This window comes from Caulobacter sp. UNC279MFTsu5.1, from assembly GCF_900114015.1.
Classification (GTDB): domain Bacteria; phylum Pseudomonadota; class Alphaproteobacteria; order Caulobacterales; family Caulobacteraceae; genus Caulobacter.
In genome coordinates, this window is sequence record NZ_FORN01000003.1 from 159034 (window position 1) to 184287 (window position 25254).

Annotated in this window: 26 protein-coding genes and 1 riboswitch; of the genes, 13 read left to right on the forward strand and 13 right to left on the reverse strand. The window is 71.0% G+C overall.

All coding sequences use genetic code 11. The annotated features are described in order from the left end of the window. Positions 1-232: riboswitch (cobalamin riboswitch) on the reverse strand. Between the two features lie 185 nt (positions 233-417). The 4 genes from BM066_RS02150 to BM066_RS02165 all read left to right on the forward strand — a co-directional run bounded on the left by BM066_RS02150 (position 418) and on the right by BM066_RS02165 (position 4338). After that, positions 418-2013 (forward strand): sensor histidine kinase, encoded by a 1596-nt coding sequence (locus tag BM066_RS02150; RefSeq protein ID WP_177218358.1) that lies wholly within the window; start codon positions 418-420, stop codon positions 2011-2013. 244 nt (positions 2014-2257) lie between these two features. Then, complete coding sequence (locus BM066_RS02155; RefSeq protein ID WP_018061267.1) at positions 2258-2590, forward strand: PadR family transcriptional regulator; 333 nt, start codon at positions 2258-2260, stop codon at positions 2588-2590. 14 nt (positions 2591-2604) lie between these two features. Then, complete coding sequence (locus tag BM066_RS02160; protein WP_018061266.1) at positions 2605-3618, forward strand: HAAS signaling domain-containing protein; 1014 nt, start codon at positions 2605-2607, stop codon at positions 3616-3618. A 456-nt stretch (positions 3619-4074) separates the two neighbouring features. Then, positions 4075-4338, forward strand: a complete 264-nt coding sequence (locus BM066_RS02165) for a hypothetical protein (protein WP_018061265.1) — start codon at positions 4075-4077, stop codon at positions 4336-4338. A 31-nt stretch (positions 4339-4369) separates the two neighbouring features. On the opposite strand, the gene BM066_RS02170 is transcribed toward BM066_RS02165, so the two are convergent. Next, on the reverse strand, positions 4370-4549 hold the full coding sequence (locus BM066_RS02170) for a hypothetical protein (protein WP_026176420.1): 180 nt from the start codon (positions 4547-4549) through the stop codon (positions 4370-4372). Between the two features lie 386 nt (positions 4550-4935). Here BM066_RS02170 and BM066_RS02175 point away from each other — a divergent pair, with 386 nt between their 5' ends. Beyond that, positions 4936-6075, forward strand: a complete 1140-nt coding sequence (locus tag BM066_RS02175) for a cell wall hydrolase (RefSeq protein WP_089924013.1) — start codon at positions 4936-4938, stop codon at positions 6073-6075. Here BM066_RS02175 and BM066_RS02180 read toward each other — a convergent pair. Both BM066_RS02180 and BM066_RS02185 read right to left on the reverse strand, forming a co-directional pair. Continuing rightward, positions 6032-6856, reverse strand: a complete 825-nt coding sequence (locus BM066_RS02180; RefSeq protein ID WP_089924016.1) for an SDR family oxidoreductase — start codon at positions 6854-6856, stop codon at positions 6032-6034. The genes BM066_RS02175 and BM066_RS02180 overlap by 44 nt on opposite strands. Positions 6857-7054: 198 nt before the next feature. Continuing rightward, on the reverse strand, positions 7055-7234 hold the full coding sequence (locus BM066_RS02185; RefSeq protein WP_035074511.1) for a YegP family protein: 180 nt from the start codon (positions 7232-7234) through the stop codon (positions 7055-7057). A 140-nt stretch (positions 7235-7374) separates the two neighbouring features. Between BM066_RS02185 and BM066_RS02190 the strand changes: the two genes are divergently transcribed. Further along, positions 7375-7959, forward strand: coding sequence for a DUF1003 domain-containing protein (locus tag BM066_RS02190; RefSeq protein ID WP_089924019.1), 585 nt, complete (start codon positions 7375-7377; stop codon positions 7957-7959). Here BM066_RS02190 and BM066_RS02195 read toward each other — a convergent pair. Beyond that, the gene (locus BM066_RS02195; protein WP_255367444.1) at positions 7898-8911 is read right to left on the reverse strand and encodes a GlxA family transcriptional regulator; all 1014 of its coding nucleotides are present in this window, start codon (positions 8909-8911) and stop codon (positions 7898-7900) included. The two genes, BM066_RS02190 and BM066_RS02195, sit on opposite strands and share 62 nt — an antisense overlap. Positions 8912-9009: 98 nt before the next feature. Here BM066_RS02195 and BM066_RS02200 point away from each other — a divergent pair, with 98 nt between their 5' ends. After that, on the forward strand, positions 9010-9705 hold the full coding sequence (locus tag BM066_RS02200) for a DJ-1/PfpI family protein (RefSeq protein ID WP_089924023.1): 696 nt from the start codon (positions 9010-9012) through the stop codon (positions 9703-9705). A gap of 205 nt (positions 9706-9910) precedes the next feature. Then, positions 9911-10357: a DUF2147 domain-containing protein gene (locus BM066_RS02205; RefSeq protein ID WP_089924026.1), complete on the forward strand. Its 447-nt coding sequence runs from the start codon at positions 9911-9913 to the stop codon at positions 10355-10357. A gap of 190 nt (positions 10358-10547) precedes the next feature. On the opposite strand, the gene ygiD is transcribed toward BM066_RS02205, so the two are convergent. Next, on the reverse strand, positions 10548-11321 hold the full coding sequence (ygiD, locus tag BM066_RS02210) for a 4,5-DOPA-extradiol-dioxygenase (protein ID WP_089924029.1): 774 nt from the start codon (positions 11319-11321) through the stop codon (positions 10548-10550). Positions 11322-11656: 335 nt separating this feature from the next. Between ygiD and BM066_RS02220 the strand changes: the two genes are divergently transcribed. Beyond that, positions 11657-12790, forward strand: a complete 1134-nt coding sequence (locus tag BM066_RS02220) for an acyltransferase family protein (RefSeq protein WP_255367448.1) — start codon at positions 11657-11659, stop codon at positions 12788-12790. A gap of 34 nt (positions 12791-12824) precedes the next feature. On the opposite strand, the gene BM066_RS02225 is transcribed toward BM066_RS02220, so the two are convergent. The 7 genes from BM066_RS02225 to BM066_RS02255 form a co-directional block, all read right to left on the reverse strand. Further along, positions 12825-13298 (reverse strand): hypothetical protein, encoded by a 474-nt coding sequence (locus BM066_RS02225; RefSeq protein ID WP_089924034.1) that lies wholly within the window; start codon positions 13296-13298, stop codon positions 12825-12827. Next, positions 13295-13888, reverse strand: a complete 594-nt coding sequence (locus BM066_RS02230) for a response regulator (RefSeq protein WP_089924037.1) — start codon at positions 13886-13888, stop codon at positions 13295-13297. Before BM066_RS02230 ends, BM066_RS02225 begins: the two co-directional genes overlap by 4 nt. A gap of 155 nt (positions 13889-14043) precedes the next feature. Further along, a complete protein-coding gene (gene nadC, locus BM066_RS02235; RefSeq protein WP_089924040.1) occupies positions 14044-14898 on the reverse strand; it encodes a carboxylating nicotinate-nucleotide diphosphorylase in 855 nt (284 codons plus the stop codon). Continuing rightward, positions 14895-16421 carry an L-aspartate oxidase gene (locus BM066_RS02240; RefSeq protein ID WP_089924043.1) on the reverse strand — a complete coding sequence of 509 codons (1527 nt, stop codon included), beginning with the start codon at positions 16419-16421 and terminating at the stop codon, positions 14895-14897. Before BM066_RS02240 ends, nadC begins: the two co-directional genes overlap by 4 nt. Continuing rightward, on the reverse strand, positions 16414-16923 hold the full coding sequence (locus tag BM066_RS02245) for an O-acetyl-ADP-ribose deacetylase (RefSeq protein WP_089924045.1): 510 nt from the start codon (positions 16921-16923) through the stop codon (positions 16414-16416). The genes BM066_RS02240 and BM066_RS02245 overlap by 8 nt, the downstream gene beginning before the upstream one ends. A 2-nt stretch (positions 16924-16925) precedes the next feature. Next, on the reverse strand, positions 16926-18023 hold the full coding sequence (gene nadA / locus BM066_RS02250; RefSeq protein WP_369823217.1) for a quinolinate synthase NadA: 1098 nt from the start codon (positions 18021-18023) through the stop codon (positions 16926-16928). Between the two features lie 264 nt (positions 18024-18287). Beyond that, on the reverse strand, positions 18288-20723 hold the full coding sequence (locus BM066_RS02255) for a hybrid sensor histidine kinase/response regulator (RefSeq protein ID WP_089924051.1): 2436 nt from the start codon (positions 20721-20723) through the stop codon (positions 18288-18290). Positions 20724-20799: 76 nt separating this feature from the next. Here BM066_RS02255 and BM066_RS02260 point away from each other — a divergent pair, with 76 nt between their 5' ends. Then, positions 20800-21279, forward strand: a complete 480-nt coding sequence (locus tag BM066_RS02260; RefSeq protein ID WP_089924054.1) for a Dps family protein — start codon at positions 20800-20802, stop codon at positions 21277-21279. 16 nt (positions 21280-21295) lie between these two features. Continuing rightward, entirely contained in the window at positions 21296-22513 is a 1218-nt protein-coding gene (locus BM066_RS02265) for a cell wall hydrolase (protein ID WP_089924057.1), read from the forward strand. 105 nt (positions 22514-22618) lie between these two features. Here BM066_RS02265 and trxB read toward each other — a convergent pair whose 3' ends face one another. Further along, entirely contained in the window at positions 22619-23626 is a 1008-nt protein-coding gene (gene trxB / locus BM066_RS02270) for a thioredoxin-disulfide reductase (protein WP_089924060.1), read from the reverse strand. A 67-nt stretch (positions 23627-23693) separates the two neighbouring features. On the opposite strand from trxB, the gene BM066_RS02275 reads away from it, so the two are divergent. Then, the gene (locus BM066_RS02275) at positions 23694-24026 is read left to right on the forward strand and encodes a hypothetical protein (protein ID WP_089924063.1); all 333 of its coding nucleotides are present in this window, start codon (positions 23694-23696) and stop codon (positions 24024-24026) included. A 172-nt stretch (positions 24027-24198) separates the two neighbouring features. Further along, a complete protein-coding gene (gene pseI / locus BM066_RS02280) occupies positions 24199-25251 on the forward strand; it encodes a pseudaminic acid synthase (protein WP_089924065.1) in 1053 nt (350 codons plus the stop codon). Positions 25252-25254: the final 3 nt, after the last annotated feature.

Genomic DNA, 25254 nt, shown 5'->3' on the forward strand with positions numbered 1-25254 from the left:
GAGGACGTTATCTGTCGGGGCAGGTCTCCTGGCTCACGGGTCAGCGCCCCTGTCCTGGCCTTCCCGACACGCCACCGATCCAGCTTCGGCGCGTCAGTGACACGTATCGGACAGCGGCTCGCCGCTCACAGTTGCGGGGGCAGCGCCGGATTCGGACCCGTGAGGCCCTCACCGACTTCCCTCTTAGCTCCGGGCGCGTGAACGCCCGCAGACCACGACCCCTCCAGAAGGCGCGCGTTCCTGCCCTGCGTCAAGAGGGATATAAAGATATCTTTATATGATTTTGGAAGGCGACGTCCGGACACAACAAAATGTCGCACCCGCCCGTCGTTAAACCTTGGGGAAACGATGCCCGGGGTAATCCTGTCCCTTGGTTTGGGGGCTTCCTTGCGTCAGTCGGGGAAGCGGGAGGGCGTCTTGCGGAAACCAGCGGAACTCGGCCACGCCGTCCAGGGCGCCCGCAAGCCGTGGCTAGGCTACGCCAATCTCCGCCTTGAGGCCGCGGTCTTCCTGCTGGTGGCCGTGTCGTTCGCCGCGGTGCTGGGCAAGAGCGCCATCACCAGCCAGACCCTGGTCCTGTCGTCGCAATCGGGGCGGTTCGCGACCTACAGCTATTCCGACGCCGAGGCCGGCGGGCGCTCGGTCGTCTCGGTCGATCCGCGCAGGCTGCTGTCCTGGTCGTGCGACCTCCGAGAGGGCGCGGACTACCCCTATTGCGGCTACGGCCTGCAACTGGACCTCGGGCGGGACGCCGACGGCCTGGACTTCTCGCGGTTCCAGACCGTCACCTTGCGCTTCTCGTACCAGGGGCGGAGCGACCGCCTGAGGCTGACCTTCAAGGCGTCGCCGGGACCGGCCGTGCGCGACAGGGTGAAGGGCGACCCGATGCCCCTGGCCGTAGACATCCCGGTCGTCCAGGGACGCAACGAGGTCAGCCTGCCGTTGGACCAACTGGCGGTCGAGGAGTGGTGGGCGGCCGACCATGGCCTGTCGGCGGACGAGGCCGCGCCGAACCTCAAGGCGATCCACGCCATCGCCATCGCCACCAACAGCTCGAAGCCCGGCCGGGTGACCGTCTCGGTCGACGACCTGACGTTCAAGGGGGCGTATCTGTCGACCGAGCAGTTCTATTTGGTCATCCTCGGCGTCTGGCTGGTGCTTTCGGCCGGCTTCCTGGTCTGGCGTTTCTTGCGCACGCGCCGCGACTACGAGGCGCGGCGGCGTCTCCAGGCCGAAGAGGCGCGACTGCTGGCGAAGGCCCACGCCGCCGCCGAGGCCGCCAGCAGCGCCAAGTCGCGGTTCCTGGGCAATATGAGCCACGAACTGCGCACGCCGCTGAACGCCATCATCGGCTACGCCTACTGGCTGGAGCGCACCGCGCTGGACGCCAAGCAGCGCGCGGCGGTCAAGACGGTGCAGGCCAGCGGCGAGCACCTGCTGGCCGTGATCAGCGACATCCTGGACGTGGCCAAGATCGAGGCCGGCAAGTTCGAGCTGCTGGCCGCGCCCTTCGACCTGCACGCGTGCGTGGCCGGGGTGGGCGAGATGTTCCGCCTGCCGGCCCAGGACAAGGGCCTGGAGTTCGCCGCGAGCCTCGATCCAGACGTTCCGCGCCGGATCGAGGCGGACCAGAAGCGGGTCCGGCAGGTCCTGATCAACCTGGTCGGCAATGCGATCAAGTTCACCGCCAGCGGTCGGGTCGGCCTGCGGGTGTCGCTGGCTGGGACCGACGACGGGACGGCGCGCCTGCGCTTCGTCGTCGAGGACACCGGCGTGGGCATCCGGGCGGACCAGTTGGAGAGCATCTTCCGCCCCTTCGAGCAGGCGGGCGAGGCGACGGGCCGCCACGAGGGCACGGGCCTGGGCCTGAGCATCAGCCAGCAGATCGTGGCCCTGATGCGGGGCGAGATCCGGGTCGAGAGCACGCCGGGCCAGGGCAGCCGATTCACGGTCGAGATCGCGGTTCCGGTGGTCGAGGCCGAGGCGGCGCCGAGGCGTTTGGCGGCTTCGTAGGGGGCGTCTGCGACTTCGATGGCGCTCCAGGTGCGTCAAAACCATTTGCGTTGTCATCCCGGACAAGCCCGGCTTGTCCGGGATGACAGCGAGAAAAGGGGCGATCGCGGCCGGGTGCCGGCGGCGTCGGGACCTTCAGTGAACTCTCGAACACCTTCTTTTTAGCGAACGCCGTTCCGCCGACTTGACTCGTCCATTACCTGTGTGTCACACAGTGTGCGCCACACACCATGCGACACACACCATGCCCCAGGACGCCGACATCTTCGAAACCCTGCGCCAGGAGCTGCGGCGCGGGACGCTGATCCTGGCCGTGCTGGCCCAGCTGAAGGTCGAGCGCTACGGCTACGGCCTGCGCCAGGCCCTGGCCGAGGTGGGGCTGGAGATCGATGAAGGCGCCCTCTATCCGATGCTGCGCCGGCTGGAGAGCCAGGGCCTGCTGACCAGCGAGTGGCGCGAGGAAGACAAGCGCAAGAAGCGCTTCTACCGCCTGTCGTCCGAAGGCGAGGCCGTGCTGGCCCGCCTGGCCGCCGAGTGGCGGGCGATGAACGACACCCTGCAAAACCTGATCCGATGAGGGAGGCCAGGACCATGGACCTGCTCGATCGCTACCTGGCCGCCGTCGCGGCCCTGCTGCCCAAGGCCCAGCGCGAGGATATCGTCGCCGAGCTGCGCGACATCCTGCTGACCCAGATGGAGGAGAAGGAGGCCGAGCTGGGCCGGCCGCTGGACGCCAGGGAGCGCGAGGCGGTGCTCAAGGCGTTCGGCCACCCCATCGCCGTGGCCGGCCGGTTCGGAACGCCCCGGGCGCTGATCGGCCCCGAGCTCTACCCGTTCTACGCCTTCGGGGTGAAGGCTCTGCTGGTGGTGGCGGCGGTCGCTTCGGCGATCCCGGTCGTGATCGGGGCCCTCACCGACCCCGGCGGCGCGGGCGGCGGCTTCGCGCGCTTCCTGTCCAGCTTCCTGGCCACCGGCCTGACGATGATCGGCGCGGCCACGGTGCTGGGGGCGGGGATCGAGCGCGGCTGGATCCCGCTGGGCGGCGCCGCCGACTGGAGGGTGGCCGACCTGCCGCGCCTGGACGCCCTGGCCCCGCGCCGGCGGGGCCTGCCGCGCAAGGGGCCGCGGCAGAGGCGCTTCGAGGCCCTGCTGGAGGTGATCCTGACGGCGCTGTTCATCCTGTGGTGGACCGGGCTGGTCCCGGCGCCGTGGGCCAGCCACGTGGCGAACAGCGACATGGTCCTGCGGCCGGCCCCGATCTGGGCGGCGCTGTACTGGCCGCTGCTGGCCTGGGCGGGCGTGCAACTGGCGTCCAGCCTGATCGGGCTGCTTCGCCCCGGCTGGGTGCGGGCGCGGGCGGCGCTGGAGGTCGTCTGCGGCCTGGCCGGCCTGGCGCTGGCCGTGGTCCTGTGGCGGGCCGGGCGGCTGGTCGTGGTCGGGCTCGAGGGGGCAGGCGGATCGAACGCCGACGGGGTCGCTGGCCTGCAGACCGCGCTGGACCTCAGCTTCCATCTCACCGCGACCGTGATGATCGCGGTGCTGACGATCAAGATCGCGGTCGAGCTCTGGCGCCTGTTCAGGGGCGCGGGGCCGGCGCCGGCATAGCTCACATCGGGCCATGAAGGGGTCATACTTCGGCCCGCAACCTCTAGCGGAGTGCTCGCGTCGGGTAAGGGGCGCGGGATAAAGATGGCGGGACGGGGCGGTTCAGGCCGGGGTGGAGCCTTGCGCGCGTCCGCGCTGGTCGGCTCGGCCGTCCTCCACGCCGTCCTGCTGGCCCTGCTCGTACGCTGTTCGCGGGGGGAACCACCGGCCTACGACCCGCCGCCCCCCCTCCAGGTCATGCTCGTTTCGCCGCAGCGGCCAGGCCAAACGGATCGCGCAACGGGTCGTCCGCCGGTCCGCCGTCCTGGCGTTCCGGCGCGAGCAGACGCCGCGCCGCTCCTCCCCCTCCGATCATCCTCACCGTCCGAGGGGAGCGCCGCGCCGGCCCCGTCGGGTCCAGCCGCGTCCGGCGACGGGGCGTCGAGCCCCGGCGAACCGGCCGCGAACGGACAGGGCGTGCTGCGTGGCCTGCGCAACTGCGATCGGCCGACTTTCACGCGACAGGAACGCGAACGCTGCGAAGCCGAGCGCTGGGCCGGCGTCGCGCCGGTCGCCCCGCGCTTGAACCTGGACCCCTCCGGCCGCTACGCGAAGGATCCGACGCCCTACCTGGTGCGCCGCCCCGAGAAGGGCTGCCGCGCCCGTATGACCGGCGAGGTGGACGCCCGGGGCGACGACGAGAACGTGCGTGCGGGGGTCACCTGCGTGAAGCGGTTCTGAGCCGCTTCACGCAGGTGAGCGGGGCTTCATCCTACTTCGCGATGGTGTTGACCACGGCCCCAGCGCCGGCCCCGACCACGGCCCCGACGGGGCCGGCGACCACCGCCCCGGCGATCGCGCCGGTGGCCGCGCGCTGCTCCATGTTGTGCCCGCAGGCCGACAGGCTTAACGCCGCCGCAACCCCCAGCGGAACCCAGCGCAGAGCAGTCATTATGTCCTCCAGGACAATTACATCGATCCGCTAGAGTAACGACGTCGCAGGGCCGGGGTTCCGTTGAGAGCGGTGCGGCGGAAGTCTATCCCGGACGGTGAATATTCGCCCCGAACCCGAATTTCGGGACTGTCGCGTTTTTTCGTTAGAATCAAACAATTAACCATTCCATCTGTCGCGCGGGCGGCCAAAATTCAGGCTGCGACGCCGCGTCCGCTTGCGACTCGTGGGCGGATGCGTCATAAGGCGGTCATAAGCAGGACTTCGGCCACGATCGTGAACCGGCCGAACCTCCGCTTTCAGGGCTGCCCGACAGTGTTTTTTCCGGGTTCCTGAGGGCGTTTTTGTCGGGGGGCGGTCCGCCCTCGCCGCGCAGGACACGAGTTTTGAATATCAAGTCGCAGACGTGCGCAGACGCGCGCGCGCTGATCGGCGCCGTATTGGTTGGGTCGGCCACGGGTCTGGCCCTCGGCGGCGTCTACCTCGCGGGGGGCATGGCCCAGGCCGCGCATCAGCACGCCCGAGTCTCTCGCCTGGCCGACGGCGCCGAGGGGAATTTCTCCGACGCGGCGCTGTATCAGGCCGCGTCGCGGATGGACGCCGGAGCACTCGCCATCGCCCGCCGTCACGATCCCTACACCGTCGCCGGCGGCGCCCAGCGCGACCGGCAGTCGGCCCTGCTGGTCGAGCGTCTGGAACAGCGCCAGCAGTCCGACGCCCAGCGCCCGCCGCTGCTGCTGCGCGCCAGCTTCGGCGGCCCGTTCAACCCGGCCGCCGCGCCGTTCCGCCTGACCAATGCCCTGGAAAGCTCGCGTGAACTCGAGTGCCTTTCCGAGGCGGTCTATTACGAGGCCCGCGGCGAGACCCCGAGCGGCCAGGCGGCCGTGGCCCAAGTGGTTCTAAACCGCGTGCGCCATCCTTCGTTCCCCAAATCGATTTGCGGCGTGGTGTTCCAGGGGGCCTACGCTCACAGCGGCTGCCAGTTCAGCTTCGCCTGCGACGGCTCGATGCGCCGCTCGCGCGAACCCGGCGCTTGGCGGCGGGCCCAGAAGGTCGCCGCCCGCGCGCTGTCGGGCGCGGTGATGACCGAGGTCGGGGCCGCCACCCATTTCCACACCACCGGCGTCGCGCCGGGCTGGGGCCCGCGCCTGCTGCGCGTCGCCCAGGTGGGCATGCATGTGTTCTACCGCTTCGGCGGCCGCTCGGGGGCGCCGGACGCCTTCAGCCGCACGCCGCGCCCATCGACGGACGACGAACTGCCCGTCATCACCCTGGTCAGCCTGCCGGCCGCCTCGTCAGGCGGAACAACCGCCGACGGCAAGTCCGCCCCGATCCAGCTGGCCAGCGCCGTGGTGACGGCTTCGCCCGACAAGCCGGCCCTGGTCGCCGGCGGCATGGGCGGCCCGCTGGGTCCGGTGTCCGAGCCCGCCTCGGCCCCCGCCATGCACCCGGCCAAGACCTCGTCCCCGTCGGGCGACGCGGTCAAGGCTGCTGCAGGATCGGCCGCGAACGGAGCTGCTTCCTGAGCGCGCCCGGCATGTGGTTGCTGGCGAAGCGCATCTGCCGGGCCCGCTTACCGACGAAATAGTGCAGGTCCTTGCCGTGGACGGCGCGCCAGATCACCTCGGCGGCGTCCTCCACGGGATAGACCGGCAGGCCGCCGCTCCGCAGGGTGTCGGCCATGTTCTGGTTGCTGCCCGGCGCCCCGGCGTTGAGGATCGGCGTCTCGACGAACCACGGCATCACGCAGGCGACGCCGACGCCGTACGGCTTCCACTCGACGTCCAGCGCCTCCGACAGGCCCCGCACCGCGAACTTGGTGGCCGAATAGACCGCCAGGCTGGGCGAGCCGTACAGGCCCGCGCAGGACGAGATGTTGATCAGCCGCGAGCCCGGCGTGGCCTTCAGCCAGGGCAGGGCGGCGCGCGCCCCGCTGATCACGCCCTTGATGTTGATGTCCAGCTGCAGGTCGACGTCGACGTCCTCGTGGCTGTCGAACGGCCCGAACCGGGCCACCCCGGCGTTGTTGAGCAGCACGTTCAGCCGGCCGTCGGTCAGCTGGGCGAAGTCGGCCAGGGCCGCGGTCCAGGCCGCGCGGTCGCGCACGTCCAGCCGGAAGGTCGCGCCGTTGTCGGGGCCGATGGCGGCGAGGGCGGCGTTCAGGCCCGTGGTGTCGATGTCGGACAGGCCGACGAACCAGCCCTCGGCGGCGAAGCGCCTGGCGCTGGCCAGGCCGATGCCGCTGGCGGCCCCGGTGACGAAGACGGCCTTGCGGCCCCCTGCCTTCGCCTTGGCGTCGGTGGTCATGACGTCCCTCCCGTTCTTGTTTGTTATCGGTGATCAGACGCCGGGGAGGGCGGCGGGGTCAAGCGTGTGGGCGCGGAACCCCCTCCGGCCCTTCGGGCCGCCTCCCCCAGAGGGGAGAAGCTGGCTCCGCGCGGATGCTTCCCCTCTGGGGGAGCTGTCGCGAAGCGACTGAGGGGGCCGCGCCTGCGCGGACGGGCCTTAGTCCGTCTGGTCGTCGATCTCGGCGTCCGGGCCGTTCTTCTTGATCGACTCGATGGCGTTCTTGGCCGAGGCCTTCGAGGCGTAGCCCTCGGTCCAGAAGATGGTCTCGCTGTTGTAGACGAAATAGGCGACGAACTCGCCCGCCTTGTTCTTCTTGATCTGGAACTTGTGAGCCATGGTCGCTCCCTTGGAACTTTTGCTGTGTCGACGAGCCGACCCGGCAACCTCGCCCCAGCGGCGATGAGCGTCAATCGGTCAAGACTTCCTCCGGTTGCGGGAAGGCATAACTTTTACAAACCTTCACGGATGAGCGGCCCATGACCCCCGACCAACGCCTCGACCAGCTGTCACGCGACCTGCTGGCCACGCCCTACGTCCAGCTGACGGAGGTCAAGCGGAGCGTCATCGACCTGATCGCCGCCGAGGCCCCCACCGGCCTGAACAAGGCGCTGGTCGCCGACGACCGGACCTATTGGGACCGGCTGGCCGACACGGTGGCGGCGATCGGCGGCTCGTGGGCCTTCATCGGCGGCTTTTCCCTGTGCCTGGCCCTGTGGATCGCCCTGAACCTGGGCCTCAGGCCGCTGCACCTGGCCTTCGACCCCTATCCGTTCATCTTCCTCAACCTGATCCTGTCGACCGTGGCCGCGATCCAGGCCCCGGTGATCATGATGAGCCAGAACCGCCAGGCCACGAAAGACCGGCTGAACGCCGAGCACGACTATGTCGTCAACCTGCGCGCCGAGCTGGAGATCATGCGTCTGCACGACAAGCTGGACGCCCTGCGTGAGCAGGAGATGGTCGAGCTCCTGCGCTGCAACACCGAGACGCTGGAGATCCTCAAGACCCAGGTGGCGCGAATGGCGGCGGAGCGGGGCGGCGTGACGACCCCTCTCCCATAGGGGTTTGGGAGAGGGCGAATTTGGCGTTCCGCCGCAGCGCCTGGGGCGGCTGGCCGAACGTCCGCAGGAAAGCGCGGCGCATGCGTTCCGGGTCGCCGAAGCCGGTCTCCAGGGCCACGTCCTCGACCTGCAGGGGCTGGCTGTCGAGCAGGGCGCGGGCGGCCTCGACGCGCAGGCGCTCGATCGCCTTGGCGGGGGTGCTCCCGGTCTCGGCGGCGAACAGTCGGGCGAAGTTGCGCGGGCTCATCGCCGCCCGCTCGGCCAACTGGTCCACGGTCAAGGGCAGGGCCAGGTTCTCGCGCGCCCAGGCCAGCAGGGCGTCGAACCGCCCGCCCTGCATCTCCAGCAGGGCCGAGAACTGCGACTGGCCCCCCGGGCGCCGGTGATAGACCACCAACTGCTGGGCGGTGCGGCGGGCGACGTCCTCGCCCAGGTCCGCGCCGATCATCGCCAGGGCCATGTCGATGCCGGCGGTGATGCCGGCCGAGCTCCACAGCGAACCGTCCTGGACGAAGATCCGGTCGGGCTCCAGCCGAACGGCCGGATAGCGGCGCTGGAAGTCCCGCGACCGCTGCCAGTGCGTCGTGGCCCGACGGCCGTCCAGCAGGCCGGCGGCGGCCAGCACATAGGTTCCCGAACAGACGCTGGCCGTGCGGCGGGCGGTGCGGAACGCGGCGCGGGCGAAGGCCAGGGTCGCCTCGCAGATCGCCGGGGTGCGCGTGCCCTCGCCGCCGGAGACGATCAGGGTGTCCAGCGGCGGGGCCGCGTCGAACGCCTGGGCGGTCATGGCCACGCCCGAGGAGCTGGCCACCGCGCCGGCCTCGCGGGCCAGGACATGCAGGCGATAGGCGCCGGGCACGAACCGGCCGGCGATCTCGAACGCCGCGATCGGCCCGGCCGCGTCCAGCAGCTGGAAGTCCGGGAAGATCAGGAAGCCGATGTCGCGGGTCATGCGCTCCGGGGCCCTTCTTTGGCGGATTTCGAGGGAACTATGTCATTTCAGTCAGACGCTAGGCGCGCGATGCTGCGGCGTCAACAGGAGGCCCGCCCATGCCCAAACCCCCGCCGTTCCACATCGTGTTCGCCCTGTTCCCCGATGTCACCCACCTGGACTTCACCGGCCCGCACCAGATCCTCAGCCGCCTGCCCGGCGCCCGGGTGGTGATCGCCAGCGAGGCGGGCGGCGAGATCGAGGCCGAGGGCCTGGTGTTCGCCCGGGTGGCGCGGCTGGCCGACCTCGAGCGCTGCGACCTGCTGTGCGTGCCCGGCGGCTTCGGCGTGACCCAGGCGATGGCCGACGAGGCCTTCCTGGCCCAGCTCCGGCGGCTGGCGGCCGGGGCGCGCTACGTGACCTCGGTCTGCACCGGCTCGCTGCTGCTGGGCGCGGCCGGCCTGCTGAAGGGCCGGCGGGCGGCCTGCCACTGGGCCTGGCGCGACCAACTGGCCCTGTTCGGCGCGACGCCCGACCCGGCCCGGGTGGCGCGCGACGGCCATGTCTTCACCGGCGGCGGGGTGACGGCGGGCATCGACTTCGCCCTGACCGTCGTGGCCGAGATCGCCGGCGACGAGACGGCCCAGGCCATCCAGCTGGCGGTGGAGTACGCCCCCGACCCGCCGTTCCACGCCGGCCGTCCCGAGACCGCCCCGCCCGCCGTGCTGGAGCGGATCCAGGCGGTCTACGGCCGCGGCATGGACGAACGCCGGGCGGCGGCGCGCAAGGCGGGGGAAGCGCTGCTGGCCCTCTGATTTCCGCTCATCCCGGCGAACGCCGGGACCCAGATGGACTGGCCTTGGGACTGACGCCAGGAGCGCCGAGCCCTTCCAATCCTCCACGCCGCTCGAGGATCTGGGTCCCGGCGTTCGCCGGGATGAGCGGAGGCTGGAGAGCCGCCCCGACTTGATCCCGACGCAAACCTGCCCCAAAACGTTCTGGGTGCTGGAGAAATCGCGCATGCGTCGGATCAAGTCGCTTCTCGTCGTGCTGACCGCGGTCGCCGGGCTGGCGGCCGTTTCGCCGGCCGTGGCCCAGGACGGCTTTACCTACGGCGTCTGGCGCAATCCCAAGAACAGCGTCCATGTCGAGATCAAGCCCTGCGGCGGCGGGCGCGCCTGCGGCTTCGTGGTCTGGGCCAATGACGAGGCCAAGGCCGACGCCAAAAAGGGCGGCACGCCCGACCTGGTCGGCCTGCAGCTGCTGCGCGATTTCAACCTGCAAAAGAACGGCAGCTGGAAGGGCAAGGTGTTCGTGCCCGACCTCAACATGACTTTCAACGGCACGGCCGACTTCCCCGACGCCACCACCATGAAGGCCAAAGGCTGCCTGATCGGCGGCTTCCTGTGCAAGTCGCAGACCTGGCGCCGGGTGGACGTGGCGGCGGGCGCCTCGCCGTCGAGCTGAGGTTCAGGCGGCCCAACGGCTGTCGTCCCGGACAAGCGAAGCGCAGATCCGGGACCGCCGCAAACTCTGAGTTCACGCCCCGGTCCCGGATCTTCGCGCTGCGCGCTTCGTCCGGGATGACAACGGATTTGGTTCAGAGCCGACTAGGCCGGAACCAACACCGGATGATGCCGGTGCATCCCCTTGGCCCTCACCCCACCCGCACGCTGGTCATCGAGATCGCCGCGAAGACGTCGTCGGTGAAGAACGACACCGGCTCGCCCGGCGTCTGGGCGCCCAGCACGTAGAGCAGCGGCAGGTAGTGCTCGGCGCTGTTGATCGCCGCCTCGGCGTCGGGGCCCAGGCCGCGCCAGTCGATCAGCGGCGCGTGGTCGCCGGCCGCGATCAGGGCCTTGGCCGTCTCGTTGAAGCGCGGAGCCCAGTCGGGAGTCTCGCCGGTGCGGAAGTTCACGGCCCGCAGGTTGTGGACGATGTCGCCGCTGCCGATGATCAGCACGCCCTCGTCGCGCAGGGCGGCCAGGCGGCGGCCCGCCTCGTAGTGCCAGCGATCGGGGCGGCCGCGGTCCAGGCTCAGCTGCACCACCGGCACGTCAGCGTCCGGATACATCGGCCGCAGCACGCCCCAGGCCCCGTGGTCCAGCCCTCGGGTCGGATGCTGCACGACGGGATCGGGCGACAGCAGCTCGGCCACGCGCCGGGCCAGGGCCGGGTCGCCGGGCGCGTCGTAGCGCACGTCGAACAGCGCCTGGGGGAAGCCGCCGAAATCGTGGATGGTCTCGGGACGCGCCGAAGCGCTGACCGCGCTGGCCCCGCGCGTCTCCCAGTGGGCGCTGACCATCAGCACCGCCTTGGGGCGCGGCAGCTCGGCCCCCAGGGCCGCCCAAGCGCGGCTCCAGGCGTTGTCCTCGATGGCGTTCATCGGCGAGCCGTGGCCGAGGAACAGGACGGGCAGGCGGGCGGTCATGGGGCGGGGTCCGATTAGATACTGATGGAGTTACAGATGGGGTGTGGGGAAATGTTCTTCAACGGTGAAGCGTCGGTTCGTGTCCCCAAAGCCTGTCATCCCGGACGTAGCGAAGCGGAGATCTGGGACCGCCAGAAGCGCCGCGTTCAGGCGTCGGTCCCGGATCGGCGCGCTGCGCGCTTGTCCGGGATGACAGCGGAAAGGACAGGGCGGCCATTTGGCCACAGCCGGCCGGCCGCGTCGCGACGTCGCGGATTCACGCGCCAAGCGTGCTTTCGCGGGGGGCGCGGCTTTGTTAAGCCACGGACGCTGTGAACGTACCCGTCCTTTCCCCCGTGACGCCCGACGAGGCGACGCCCGCCCCCGTCGACCAGCGCCTGATCCGGATCGCCACGCGCGGCGGCGCGCTGGATCTGCTGCGGCTGCTCGCCTCGCTGCTGATCGTCGTCTACCATTTCGGGGCGGAGGGTCCGATGCGCATCGAGCGCTTCGGCCAGGTGTTCTCGCGCGGCTTCCTGGCGACCGACTTCTTCCTGATGCTGTCGGGCTACGTGCTGGGCCGGGCCTATGGCGCCTCGACCCTGACCGGGCGGATCAGCCACGGCCGCTTCTGGGTGCGCCGGGTGGGACGGGTCTGGCCGGGACACCTGATCGTGCTGGCGATGATGGCCGCCCTGGTGCTGGCGCTGAACGCCTTGGGCACCGACGCCCACAAGCCCTCGCGCTTCGCCTGGGACCAGCTGCCGGTCCAGGCCCTGCTGGTCCACGCCTGGGGCTTCAACAGCGACGGCTGGAACCTGCCCAGCTGGTCGCTGTCGGCCCTGATCGTCTGCTATGCGGTGTTCCCCTGGCTGTGGCGGGCCGTCGACAAGGTGCGCCGTCCCTGGATCCTGCCGATGATCGGGGTGCTGGCCTTCGCGGCCTGCGAGGTGCTGGCCCGGACGGTGTTCGACCACGCCCTGTCGGACCTGCAGTTCCGCTTCGGCGTCGTGCGGGCCCTGCCGCTGTTCATCCTGGGCGTCTGCCTGGCGCGGGCGGTCGAGATGAACTGGCCGTCGGAGCGGGCCGCCAAGGCCCTGCTGGTCGTCGGCTGCGTCGTGCTGTTCGCCATGCAGCCGCTGGACCGCTATGCCCTGCCCGACGAGCTGATCTTCGACGCGCCCTGCCTGGCCGCCATCGCCGCCATCGTGCTGGGCGCGGGCCGGCTGCCGGTCCGCCATCCCCAGGCCTGGATCGAGGAGGGGGCCAAGCTGTCGTTCGCCCTGTTCATCACCCACATCTTCGTGGGGGTGATCTATTGGAGCGCGGTGCACAAGCTGATCGAGACCGTGCCGATCGGCATCGGCTGGCAATGGCTGATGTGGCTGGCCTCGTTCCCGATCGCCATGGGCGCGGCCTACCTGTTCCACACCTATGTCGACCAGCCGCTGCAGGACCGCCTGGCGCCGTGGCTGCGGGGCAAGCGGTAGCCCCACCGTCGTCATCCCGGAAAGCGCGCGGGCCTCAGCCCTGCGCCTTGCCCTCGCCGCGCTGCTTTTCCAGCACGCTGGCCAGGCCCTGCAGGATGGGGGCCTGGAGGGCGGGGTTGTCGGGCGCGCGGTGCAGCAGCTTGATCGAGGCGACGTGCACCTTGACACCGGCCAGGGCCGAGGGGCTCAGGCCGTCGGCCTCGTCCAGCAGGTCGCACAGCGAGCGGGCGGCGACCTGGACGGCCGTGCTGCGCTCGGCGCCGCTGAGGCTGACGATGTCGCCGGACCGGGCGTACAGCGCCTCGATCAGGGCGGCGTCGTCCAGGCCCGAGGCCAGCAGGGCGTCCAGCGCGGCGATGTAGGCGTCGATGCCGGTCAGCGACGGTTCGCGCAGGGTCTCCAGCGTTGCGTCGGCGCGCTTGAGGGCCTCGGCCACGTACATGCCGCCCTTCTGGGTCATCAACTGACCCAGGCGCGGCTTCATGCGGCTTTTCTTGACCTCGCTCATGCGATCGACCTCATCGGCTTGATGAGGGCGTCCAGCTCATCCTGGGACATGTTCTGGCCTCCGGCCTCACCCAGCTCGATGGACTGATCGTCGCGGCGCCGGCCGTCCGGGAACTCCACGGGCGGGCCCAGGTTGCGCCAGCGGCGGTCGGGACCGACATAGGCTTCGCATTCGATGAACAGGCGATCGCCCTTGGCGACCCAGAGAATGCGCTCCAGCATCACCGCCGGCGACACCGGCTTGGTGACGATGAAGTTGGCGCCGCAGTCGCGGGCCTTCTCGACCAGGCTGCGGCGGGTGTGGGAGGTGAGGAGGATCACCGGCGTCATGCGGTTGGCCTCGTCAGCCTCGCGACGCAGCCAGCGGGTCAGGTCGTAGCCGTCCAGGTCCGGCAAGGCGCCGTTGGCCAGGACCAGGTCGAAGCTCTGGTATTTCAGCTCGTCCTGGGCCTCCAGGCCGCCGGCCTTGCGCACGACGTTGCGCAGGCCGAAGCTGGTCAGCACGCCGACGATGATGTCCTGCGACTGGGGGTTATCGTCGACGATCAACGCCCGAGCCTTGTCGAGATTGATGTACTGGCTTGGCTGCAAGACCCCGACACGCTCCGGCCGCCCCGCGACGCGACGGGACCCTCACCCTATAGCTGAACACCGTTAAGAAACCGCTGTCGCGCGAAGGGGCGGGGCGGAGTGTCGCGGGGCGGGATGAGCGGAGTTTTAGAGCTGGATTGCGGGGCGCCTGCCCCTCACACCGCGTCCAGGCCAATGTCCAGGTTGAGGGCCGAGTGGGTCAGGGCGCCGACGCTGATCACGTCGACCCCGGTCTCGGCGATGGCCCGCACGGTGGTCAGGTTGACGCCGCCCGAGGCCTCCAGCACCGCCCGGCCCTTGGCGAGGGCGACGGCGGTCTTCAGGTCGTCGAGGCTGAAATTGTCGAGCATGACCACGTCGGGGCCGTGCTTCAGGGCGTCCTCCAGCTGGTCCAGCCCGTCGACCTCCACCTCGACCTTGACCAGGTGGCCGGCGAAGGCGCGGGCCCGGCGGACGGCCTCGCCCACCCCGCCGCAGGCGGCGACGTGGTTGTCCTTGATCAGGATGGCGTCGTCCAGGCCGAATCGGTGGTTGATCCCGCCGCCGCAGCGCACGGCGTACTTCTCCAGGGCGCGCAGGCCGGGCGTGGTCTTGCGGGTGTCGACGATGGTCGCCTTCGTGCCCTCGACCAGGCGGACATAGGCGCGGGTCAGGGTGGCGACGCCCGACAGCTTGCCCAGCAGGTTCAGGCCCGTGCGCTCGGCGGCCAGCACGGCGCGGGCGTTCCCCTCGGCCCGGGCCAGGATCGCGCCGGGGTGCGCGTCGGCGCCGTCGGGGGTGACGACCTCGAACGACGCCGTCGGGTCGAGGGCGGCCAGGGCCAGGCGGGCGCAGGACAGGCCGGCCACCCGGCCGTCCTGCCGCGCGGCCCAGACCACCGACAGCCGCGCGCCGGCGTCGATGCAGGCCAGGGCGGTGATGTCCCCGGCCCGGCCCAGGTCCTCGGCCAGGGCCATGTCGATGATCGGGCGGACCAGGAGGTCGGGGAGGGGCGTGACGGGCTTGCTCATTCCGCGGCGTAACGGACCGCGCGGCCCGGTTCCTGATCCTGGAGGGTGACGAAGGTGCGTTCCGGCAGGGCCATGGCGGGGAAGTCGGCGCGGAAATGGCCGCCCCGGCTTTCCTGGCGGGCCAGGGCGGCGCGGGCGATCAGCTGGGCGGCGACCAAGGTCGGCGCGAGGCCGTGCGCGGCCTCAAGGGCGTCCAGGACGGCGACCAGACGGGCCAGGCCCTCGGCGTCGCGGATGACCCCGGCGTCGCGGCTCATCGCCTGGCGCAGGGCCTGCAGCGCGGCGTCCGGCAGGTCCGGCGTCGGGGCGGCCGACAGCGGCGATTCACCGCCGATGGCGAGGTCCCGGGCCGCACGGCCGGCCCTGGCCCCGAACACGGCCGCCTCCAGCAGGCTGTTGGAGGCCAGGCGGTTGGCGCCGTGCACGCCCGTGCTGGCGCATTCGCCGGCGGCCAGCAGGCCCGGCAGGCTGGTGCGGCCGTCCAGGTCGGTGGCTGCCCCGCCCATGTGGTAGTGCACGGCCGGGGTCACGGGGATCGGCTGGACGCGCGGGTCGACGCCCGCGCCCATGCAGGCGGCGAACACGGCCGGGAACTCGTGCGGAAAGTGCGCCCCCACGGCGGTCGTCGCGTCCAGGAACGCGCCGCGGCCGGCCGCGCGCTCGGCGTGGATGGCGCGAGCCACCACGTCGCGCGGGGCCAGTTCCTTGGCGGGATGATAGTCGGCCATGAAGGCGCGGCCGTCCTTGTTCCGCAGGATCGCCCCCTCGCCGCGCAGGGCCTCGGTGGCCAGGGGGGCGGGGTCCCTGCCGATGTCGATGGCCGTGGGGTGGAACTGCACGAATTCCGGATCGGCGATCTCGGCGCCGGCCAGGGCGGCCAGGCCCACCCCTTCGCCGCGCACCTGGGCCGGGGTGGTGGTGACGGCGTAGAGGCCGCCCACCCCGCCGGTGGCCAGGATCACGGCGGGGGCGACGATCTCGACCAGCGCGCCGTCGATCTCGGCCAGCACCCCGACGACGCGGCCGGTCGCGTCCTGGAGCAGCCGCCGGGCGCGGGCGTTTTCGCGAATCTCGACGGTCGGCGCGGCGCGGACGGCGGCGATGACCGCGGCCATGATCGCCGCCCCGGCCCCGTCGCCGCCGACCCGGGCCACCCGGGCCTTGGCGTGGGCGGCCTCGAGGCTGAGCACGAACCCGCCGTCGGCCTGGCGGTCGAACGGCGCGCCCAGCATGGCCAGGGCGCGGACCGCGGCGGGCCCTTCGGTGGTCAGCAGTTCGACGGCGGCCGGGTCGCACAGGCCGGCGCCGGCCGCGATGGTGTCGGCGGCGTGCAGGGCGGGGGCGTCCTCGTCCGACAGGGCCGCGGCCATGCCGCCCTGGGCCCAGGCGCTGGAGCAGCCGGTGGCCAGCGGCGTGGGTGACAGCACCAGGGCCTTGCGCGGCGCGGCGGCCAGGGCGGCCGTGAGGCCCGCCAGGCCCGCCCCGACGATCACGGGGCCGTCGAAGGTGATGCGGTCAAGCATGGCTCAACTCCAGGGCCGCGCGATGCCGCTCGGCCGACGCTTCGTCGAAGCAGCAGAAGATTACTTCGGCCGGATTGGCCTCCTGGAAGGCCGCGACGGTGGTCACGGCGATCCGGGCCGCCCGGTCGGCGGGAAAGCGGTAGATCCCGGTCGAGATGGCCGGGAAGGCGATGGTTTCGAAACCCTTGGCGGCCGCGATCTCCAGCGACCGGCGATAGCAGCTGGCCAGCAGTTCGGGCTCGCCCTGGTCGCCGCCGTTCCAGACCGGACCGACGGTGTGGATCACCCAGCGGGCCGGCAGGCGGAAGCCTTCGGTCAGCTTGGCGTCGCCGGTCTTGCAGCCGCCCAGCATCCGCCCCGCCAGGGCCAGCTCCGGCCCGGCCTTGCGATGGATGGCGCCGTCCACGCCGCCGCCGCCCAGCAGGCTGGAGTTGGCGGCGTTGACGATGGCGTCGACGTCCAGGATCGTGATGTCGGCCTGGATGACGCTCATCTGGGCCATGGTCAGATCAGCTCCACGTCCACGTGGTGCCTGGCCTTCACCAGGTCGTAGCGGGCCGGAACCGTCGGCGGCGGCAGGTCGATCATCCGCTGCACGGCCAGCTTGGCGCGCAGGGCCACCGACGGATCCACCGTCACCTCGAACCGGTCGTGGACCAGGGCGTCGTGGATGTTCTGCAGGCTGATCCGCTTCATGTGCGGGCACAGGTTGCAGGGGCCGATGAACTGGGTGCCCGGGCTCTCGGCCTGGACGTTGGAGGCCATCGAGCACTCGGTGATCAGCACCACCTGCTTGGGCTTGCGCAGCGCCACATAGTCGTTCATCGCCGCGGTCGAGCCGGCGAAGTCGGCCGCCTCCAGGATCTCGGCTGGGCACTCCGGGTGGGCCAGGATCTCCGCTTCCGGCCAGGCGAAGCGCATGTCGGCGATGTCCTGGGCGGTGAAGCGCTCGTGCACCTCGCAGCGGCCGGCCCAGGCGATGATCTTCACCGAAGTCTGGCGGGCGACGTTGCGGGCCAGGAACTCGTCGGGGATCAGGATCACCTTGTCGACGCCCCACTCGCGGGCCGCCCACTCCACCACCTGCACGGCGTTGGCGCTGGTGCAGCAGATGTCGGTCTCGGCCTTCACGTCGGCGGTGGTGTTGACATAGGTGACCACCGGCACGCCCGGATGGCGCTGCTTGATCAGCCGCACGTCGGCGCCGGTGATCGAGGAGGCCAGGCTGCAGCCGGCCCGCAGGTCGGGGATCAGCACACGCTTCTCGGGGGCCAGCACCTTGCTGGTCTCGGCCATGAAGTGCACGCCGGCCTGGACGATCACGGCGGCGTCGCACTTGGCCGCCTCGCGGGCCAGGGCCAGGCTGTCGCCGACGAAGTCGCCCACGCCGTGGAAGATCTCGGGCGTCATGTAGTTGTGGGCCAGGATGACGGCGTTCTTCTCGCGCTTCAGCCGGTTGATCTCGGCGATCAGCGGCGCGTGGATTCGCCACTCCAGCGGGGTCACATGATGCTTGACCTTGTCCCAGGTCGCGGCGGTCTGGGCCTCGACGTCGGGCGTGAAGGCGAGGGGCGCCGGAGGGGGCGTGAAACCGTCAGCCACGAAACCGTCAGCCATGTGAACCTCACTTATGCTCAATCTGAGCATTTCAAGGGCCTCAAAAAACGCCGGAAACGGAGGATTTTCCATCTCGGCGTCGCCCCTTATGCTGAAATTGAGCAAAAGGGATGAAAGACATATAGACCCTTCGGGGCCGATTGCAAAGGGAGGGCGTGAAAATCCGTGTTCGGCGGGAGGCGGGGGCGGCCGGAGGCCACGCCCGGCTTGTCACCGGCGCCGCCCCTGGCTCCAGGACAGGCTGCTGGCCTACGCCTTCGCCTTCCCGCCCTTCCTCGCCGTCGCCGTCGCCGTCATCGTCTTGGCGGGCACGTGCTTGTCCCAGGCGTCGGCCATCGCCTGGGCCAGGGCGTCCAGGGCGTAGGGCTTGCGCAGCAGCGGCCAGGGGGTGTCGTGGGCGCGGACCAGTTCCTGGCCGGTGTAGCCCGAGCTGAGCAGGACCGGCAGCTCGGGCCGTTCCTGCGACAGGGTGACGGCCAGGTCGACCCCGCTCTTGCCGCCCGGCATGATCACGTCGGTGATCACCAGGCCCACGGTCGGGTCGTGGCGGGCGATGGCCAGGGCCTCGTCGGCGGTGGCGGCGCGGCTGACCATGTGGCCCAGCTCGTCGATCATCGCCGCGATCAGGTCGCCCACCTCGCCGTCGTCCTCGACCAGCAGCACGTGGGCGGTGGCGCGAGTGGCCGGCGGCCGGACGGCCAGCACCTCGATCGGCGAGAAGGCCTCGCGCACCGGCAGCATCATGGCCACGGTCGTGCCTTGGCCCCGTTCAGACTCGATGCTGACCTCGCCGCCGCTCTGGCGCACGAAGCCGTAGACCTGGGACAGGCCCAGGCCCGTGCCCTTGCCGACCGGCTTGGTGGTGTAGAAAGGCTCGAAGGCCCGCTCCAGGGTCTGGGCGTCCATGCCCTCGCCGGTGTCGCGCACGGCCACGCGCAGATAGCGCCCGGCCGGCAGGTCGCCCAGGGGCTCGGCCAGGTCGACGCCCTGCGAGGCGACGGTGATCCTGCCGCCGGGCGGGGTGGCGTCGCGGGCGTTGACCACCAGGTTCAGCAGGGCCGCCTCGAACTGGCCGGAGTCGGTCAGGGTGGTGCGGCCGCCGGCCTTCAGCTCCAGGACCAGGTCGACGCCTTCCCCGACCGCGCGGCGCAGCAGGCTCTCGCTCTCGGCGATCATCGCGTCGATCCGGCAGATCTCCGGGTTCAGCGGCTGGCGGCGGGCGAAGGCCAGCAGGTGCTGGGTCAGCTTCTCGCCGCGCCGGGCCGCCGACTGGGCCGCGTTCAGCATGCGCTCGCGCCGCTTGTCGTCCTCGGGATTGCGCTGCAGCACGTCCAGGGCGCCGATGATCACGGTCAGCAGGTTGTTGAAGTCGTGCGCCACCCCGCCGGTCAGCTGGCCGATGGCCTCCAGCTTCTGCGACTGGGTCAGGGCGGCCTGGGCGGCGTCGCGCTCGGCCAGGGCCTCCTGCACGCGGTCGGCCAGCAGCTCGTTCAGGCCGGTCAGCTTGGCCTCGGCCTCCTTGGCCTCGGTGACGTCGAAGGCGATGCCGATGAAGCCGATGAACTCGCCGCCCGGCCCCAGGCGCGGCTGCGAGAACGACTTGAGCCAGCGCCACTGGCCGTCGGCCCGGCGGTAGCGGCCCTCCAGGCTGAACGGCCGGCGCGAGGCCTCGCCGGCGATCTGGGCCTTGAGGATGGCGGGCAGGTCGTCGGCGTGCAGGCGCGAGCGCCAGTCCAGCACCAGGGCCTCGTCATAGGTCACGCCCGCGAAGTCGACATAGGCGGCGTTGACGAACACCCGCAGGCCGTCGTCGCCGCTGATCCACATCAGGGCCGGGGCGCTGTCGGCCAGGGCGCGGAAGCGGGCCTCGCTCTCGCGCAGGCTCTCCTCGGCCCGGCGGCGCGTGGTGACCTCGAAATTGACGCCCAGGACGCGCAGGGCGCGGCCAGCCTCGTCGCGCACCACCTCGCCGCGGCCGTGGATCCAGCGTTCGCCGTCCGGGTGGTCGGCCAGCCGGTATTCGACCTCGTAGTGCCCGCCCTTGACCGCCTCGCGCAGCCGGTCCCGGACCAGGGCGCGGTCATCGGGGTGGACCACCTCGACCAGGTTGTCCAGGTCGATCGGGCCCTCCAGCGGCAGGCCCAGGTTCCGGCGCGCGGTGCGCGACAGGTCCAGGACGTTGTTCTGGACGTCCCACTCCCAGGGGCCGACCCCGGCGGAGGTCTGGGTGACCTGCAGGCGGGCTTCGGCCTCGGACTGCCGCCGGCGGGCCTCGGCCAGCTTGACCAGGCTGGCGCGCAGGGCCGCGGCCACGGCGGCGGTGATCAGCGACGACAGCACGAACAGCGCCAGGGCGGCGACCTGGCTGCGGCTCAAGGCCTCGCCCCGCAGGCCGCCCTGCAGCCAGCTGGCGAACAGCACCCCCGCCGCGATCGGCGCTAGGCCCCAGCGCCAGCCGGCGTAGAGGGTGACCAGGATGGTGGCCGGGAAAAAGGTCTGGGTCGCGCCGACCCCGGCGGTCAGGCCCAGCAGCGCCAGCCTCAGGCCGATCGCCGCCAGGATCGCCGCCCCGGTCGCCAGGGCCGCCCGCCAGGCCGGCGGCGGGATCTCCGGGATGAGCCACGCGCTTATCGTGTCGGGCCAGGCGCGGCCGCGAGCTTTCGCGTGCGGTTCTTCAATCTTCATGGGACTCGATGCGCGCATGACGGCTTGCCTGGAGCATGGACACGCTTACCTAGGACGCGCAACACGGGAGATCATGATGGCTGCGCACCTGAACACTGGCTTCACCGCGAAACAGCGCGCCGACGTCGTGGCCGGCCTGAACAGGGTCCTGGCCGACAGCTACGCGCTGTATCTGAAGACCCACGGCTATCACTGGAACGTGCGCGGCGCCAACTTTCAGGCGCTGCACGTGCTGCTGGAAGGCCAGTACACCGAGCAGTGGACGGCGCTGGACGCCATCGCCGAGCGCATCCGGGCCCTGGGCGAACTGGCGCCGATGGGGTATGGCGCGTTCGGTAACCTTTCCAGCATCAAGGACGGCGACGCCGAGAAGGAGTGGGAGGCCATGTTCAGGGAATTGCAGAGCGACAACGAGACCGTGATCGCCACCCTGCGCGACGCCTTCGCGGCCGCCGACGCGGCGGGCGACGAGGCCACCGCCGACCTCTACACCCAGCGCCTGGCCGCCCACGAGAAGCACGCCTGGATGATCCGCTCCACGCTCGGCGGAAAGTGACCGCCCTGAAGCCTCCGTGCCAGCGCTAGGCCGACATTCGGTGCTGAGGGCCGCCGGGACGCTGGTCGTCCTCGGCGGCCTTTGCGCGTGCGCGGCCGGCGAGCTCCCGGTCGGGTCGGACCGAGCGGCCGGTCTGGCGACCGTCGCCGGGTCGCTGTCGGACGCCGGCCTGGCGCGCTACGCCGCCGACATGGATCCGGCCATGCTGGCCCTGGCCCGCCGGCACGATCCCCGGCCGCACAAGGACTATTGGGGCCGGGTGCGGGGCTGGGAGAAGCTGGACCTGCGCGTGATCCCGCGCCTGGGCGACCGGGAGCCGGACTTCGAGGAGGCGAGAGCGATCAACGACTTCAAGGCCGCCTCGCCCCTGGCCGTGGAGCCGTCGCGGCCGTTCGTGCTGTCCGGCGCTCCGTCGGTGCGGAGCCAGGCCCTGCACTGCCTGACCCAGGCGGTCTATTTCGAGGCCGGCTTCGAGCCGGTCGAGGGCCAGCGGGCCGTGGCCCAGACCGTGATCAACAGGATGCGCCATCCCGGCTATCCCAAGTCGATCTGCGGCGTGATCTACGAGGGCGCGGCGCGAGGGACCGGCTGCCAGTTCAGCTTCACCTGCGACGGCTCGCTGCAGCGGGCGATCAGCCCGGCCGTCTGGACCAACGCCGAGATCGTCGCCAAGCGGGCCCTGGCCGGCTTCGTGATGAAGGACATCGGAACCGCCACCCACTACCACGCGGCCTATGTCTATCCGTACTGGGCGCCGACCCTGGTCAAGCTGCGGACGGTGGGCACGCACGTCTTCTATCGCTGGACCGGCCCGTCCGGCGAGCAGGCGGCGTTCCGGGGCCGCTATTCGGGCGACGAGACGGTGTCGGCCGACATCCTGATGGGCGCCGACCCGCGCACCCTGGAGGCGGCCCCGCCGGGATCGCTGGCCGCCCTGGCGGCGGGGGGCGCGGGCCTGATCCCCGTGGCGACCGGCGAGCCGGCCAAGATCGTCAGCCCCGAGGGAGTGGTCGAGATCCTGCCGCCGATGACCGGCGATCCGGCCGCGGCCATGCGCGGCGGCCGTCGCCTGCCGACGCCGGAAGAGATCGAGAAGATCAACAAGGCCCTGGGCGCGCTGGAGGCGCCGGTGGTCGACACCACGGTCAAGCCCGCGGAAACCGCGCCGCCGCCTGCACCGGAACCGCCCAAGCCGAAAGCGCGGCCGCCCAGCCTGGTCAATCGGCTGAACTAGCGGGACCCCCTCAGTCGCTTCGCGACAGCTCCCCCGGAGGGGGAGCATCTGCTCGGCGTAGATCCTCCCCCTTTGGGGGAGGTGGCCCGGAGGGCCGGAGGGGGGTCACCAGACCCCGATCTTCTCCGCCTCGTGGTGGCTGATCGGGTGGTGGGCCTTCCGGTGGTCTTCCTCGGCCAGGAAGCGCACGGCCTCCAGGGCGGCCATGCAGCCCATGCCGGCGGCGGTGACGGCCTGGCGGTAGACGTCGTCGGTGACGTCGCCGGCCGCGTAGACGCCGGCCACGGCGGTCGAGGTCGTGCCCGGCTTGACCTTCAGATAGCCGCCCGGGCCGGTCTCCAGCTGGCCCTTGAACAGCTCAGACGACGGGGCGTGGCCGATGGCGATGAACACGCCGTCGCAGGGGACGGTCTGGGTCTCGCCGGTCTTGACGTTCTTCAGCCGCACGCCGGTGACCCCCATCGGGTCGGAGTCGCCGAGGACCTCGTCGATGGCGCTGTCCCAGATCACCTCGATCTTGGGATGGGCCAGCAGGCGCTCCTGCAGGATCATCTCGGCCCGCAGCTCGTCCTTGCGGTGCACCAGGGTCACCTTGCTGGCGAAGCTGGTCAGGAACAGGGCCTCCTCCACGGCGGTGTTGCCGCCGCCGACCACGACCACTTCCTTGTTGCGGTAGAAGAAGCCGTCGCAGGTGGCGCAGGCGCTGACGCCGAAGCCCTGGAACTTGCTCTCGCTGTCCAGGCCCAGCCACTTGGCCTGGGCGCCGGTGGCGATGATCAGGGTCTCGGCGAACCAGTCCTGGCCGCTGTCGGTGGTGATGTGGAACGGGCGCTTGGAGAGGTCGGCGCTCAGCACGATGTCGCTGACGAACTCGGTTCCGACATGCTCGGCCTGGGCCTTCATCTGGTCCATCAGCCACGGCCCCTGGATGACGTCGGCGAAGCCCGGATAGTTCTCGACGTCGGTGGTGATGGTCAGCTGGCCGCCGGGCTGGATGCCGGCGATCAGCACGGGCTTGAGCAGCGCGCGGGCGGCGTAGATGGCGGCGGTGTAGCCGGCGGGACCCGATCCGATGATCAGGCAGCGGGTGTGGCGGGGTTCGGGAGTCGACATAGGCGCAGATATAGGGCCGATTCCGGTTTGGTGCGATGGGGCGGCGCGGATTCTGGGGATCGGCACGATGATCGGGTTCAAGGGGGCGCCGACAGGGATCCTTGTCGGCCTGGCGTTCGCGGGCCTGGCCTGGTTCATCACGGGCATGGCCAGCGCGGCCCTGATCTTCGGCGTGGTGTTCGGCGGCGTGATCTACGCCGTCACGCGGTATCGGGCGCTCTACGGCAAGCCGGCCGTCGACGGTTTCGGCGGTTCCAGCGACGACATGACCTGGGACGACGACACTAGTTCATGGAGCGCCTCCAGCCCGTCGAGCGACCCGACGTCCGGCGACACCAGCTGCGACGACAGCGGATCCGACAGCGGAAGCTGCGACAGCGGCGGTGGCGGCGGAGACTAGCCGATCTCCCCCTCTGGGGGAGGTGGCCCAGAGGGCCGGAGGGGGCGCGGCGTCGGCCGTGGGAGACCCCCTCAGTCGGCTTCGCCGACAGCTCTCCCAGAGGGGGAGCATCTCAACGCCTCGTCCACGATTTCAGGGTTAATATGGGCCAAAGTCCCACGAGCCCCCGCCCATGACCGCCCCCTATATCGAGATCGCCGGCCGCCGGATCGGCGCCGATCATCCGCCCTATCTGATCTGTGAACTCTCGGGCAATCACAACGGCAGCCTGGAGCGGGCGCTCGAGATGGTCGACGCGGCGGCCGACACCGGCGCCGACGCCATAAAGCTGCAGACCTACACCGCCGACACCATCACGCTGGACGTCGACCGGCCCGAGTTCAAGATCCACGGCGGCCTGTGGGACGGGCGCAGCCTGCATGAGCTCTACCAGGAGGCCCAGACCCCCTACGAGTGGCATGGCCCGATCTTCGAGCGGGCCCGCCGGCGCGGCGTGACCATCTTCTCCAGCCCGTTCGACGAGACCGCCGTCGACCTGCTGGCGGGGCTGGACGCCCCGGCCTACAAGATCGCCTCGTTCGAGGCCGTCGACCTGCCGCTGATCCGCTACGCCGCCCGCCAGGGCAAGCCGCTGATCATCTCGACCGGCATGGCCAACCTGCAGGAGATGCGGACGGCCCTGGACACCGCCCTGGAGGCCGGCGCGGCGGGCGTGCTGCTGCTGCACTGCGTGTCCAGCTATCCGGCCAGCTTCGAGGACGCCAATGTCCGCACCGTGGTCGACATGGCCCAGCGGTTCGGCTGCCCGATCGGCCTGTCGGACCACACCCCGGGCACGGCGGCCTCGGTGGCGGCGGTGTCGCTGGGCGCCTGCGCGGTCGAGAAGCACTTCACCCTGGCCCGGGCCGACGGCGGCCCCGACGCCGCCTTCAGCCTGGAGCCGGCCGAGTTCCGCGCCCTGTGCGACGACACCCGCAACGCCTGGAAGGCCCTGGGCGGCGTCAATTACGACCTGCTGGGCAGCGAGCGCGGCAACCGCCAGTTCCGCCGCTCGCTGTACGTCACCGCCGACGTCGCGGCCGGCGAGCTCCTGACCCGGGCCAATGTCCGCTCGGTCCGCCCGGGCGAGGGCCTGCCCCCCGCCGACTACGAGGCCGTGCTGGGCCGCCCGGCCGCCCGGGCCCTGAAGCGCGGCGAGCCCCTGGCCTGGGACATGGTGGGGTAGGAA

Bases quoted from the DNA above. Each gene is read 5' to 3' on its own strand.
- nadC (WP_089924040.1), bottom strand. From the start codon at position 14,898: ATGAGCAAGCCCGTCACGCCCCTCCCCGACCTCCTGGTCCGCCCGATC.
- BM066_RS02185 (WP_035074511.1), bottom strand. From the start codon at position 7,234: ATGGCTCACAAGTTCCAGATCAAGAAGAACAAGGCGGGCGAGTTCGTC.
- BM066_RS02255 (WP_089924051.1), bottom strand. From the start codon at position 20,723: ATGAAGATTGAAGAACCGCACGCGAAAGCTCGCGGCCGCGCCTGGCCC.
- BM066_RS02195 (WP_255367444.1), bottom strand. From the start codon at position 8,911: ATGACCCGCGACATCGGCTTCCTGATCTTCCCGGACTTCCAGCTGCTG.
- BM066_RS02200 (WP_089924023.1), top strand. From the start codon at position 9,010: ATGCCCAAACCCCCGCCGTTCCACATCGTGTTCGCCCTGTTCCCCGAT.
- BM066_RS02160 (WP_018061266.1), top strand. From the start codon at position 2,605: ATGGACCTGCTCGATCGCTACCTGGCCGCCGTCGCGGCCCTGCTGCCC.
- BM066_RS02225 (WP_089924034.1), bottom strand. From the start codon at position 13,298: ATGAGCGAGGTCAAGAAAAGCCGCATGAAGCCGCGCCTGGGTCAGTTG.
- BM066_RS02260 (WP_089924054.1), top strand. From the start codon at position 20,800: ATGGCTGCGCACCTGAACACTGGCTTCACCGCGAAACAGCGCGCCGAC.
- BM066_RS02190 (WP_089924019.1), top strand. From the start codon at position 7,375: ATGACCCCCGACCAACGCCTCGACCAGCTGTCACGCGACCTGCTGGCC.
- BM066_RS02180 (WP_089924016.1), bottom strand. From the start codon at position 6,856: ATGACCACCGACGCCAAGGCGAAGGCAGGGGGCCGCAAGGCCGTCTTC.
- BM066_RS02240 (WP_089924043.1), bottom strand. From the start codon at position 16,421: ATGCTTGACCGCATCACCTTCGACGGCCCCGTGATCGTCGGGGCGGGC.
- BM066_RS02275 (WP_089924063.1), top strand. From the start codon at position 23,694: ATGATCGGGTTCAAGGGGGCGCCGACAGGGATCCTTGTCGGCCTGGCG.
- trxB (WP_089924060.1), bottom strand. From the start codon at position 23,626: ATGTCGACTCCCGAACCCCGCCACACCCGCTGCCTGATCATCGGATCG.
- BM066_RS02205 (WP_089924026.1), top strand. From the start codon at position 9,911: ATGCGTCGGATCAAGTCGCTTCTCGTCGTGCTGACCGCGGTCGCCGGG.
- pseI (WP_089924065.1), top strand. From the start codon at position 24,199: ATGACCGCCCCCTATATCGAGATCGCCGGCCGCCGGATCGGCGCCGAT.
- ygiD (WP_089924029.1), bottom strand. From the start codon at position 11,321: ATGACCGCCCGCCTGCCCGTCCTGTTCCTCGGCCACGGCTCGCCGATG.
- BM066_RS02155 (WP_018061267.1), top strand. From the start codon at position 2,258: ATGCCCCAGGACGCCGACATCTTCGAAACCCTGCGCCAGGAGCTGCGG.
- BM066_RS02170 (WP_026176420.1), bottom strand. From the start codon at position 4,549: ATGACTGCTCTGCGCTGGGTTCCGCTGGGGGTTGCGGCGGCGTTAAGC.
- BM066_RS02245 (WP_089924045.1), bottom strand. From the start codon at position 16,923: ATGGCCCAGATGAGCGTCATCCAGGCCGACATCACGATCCTGGACGTC.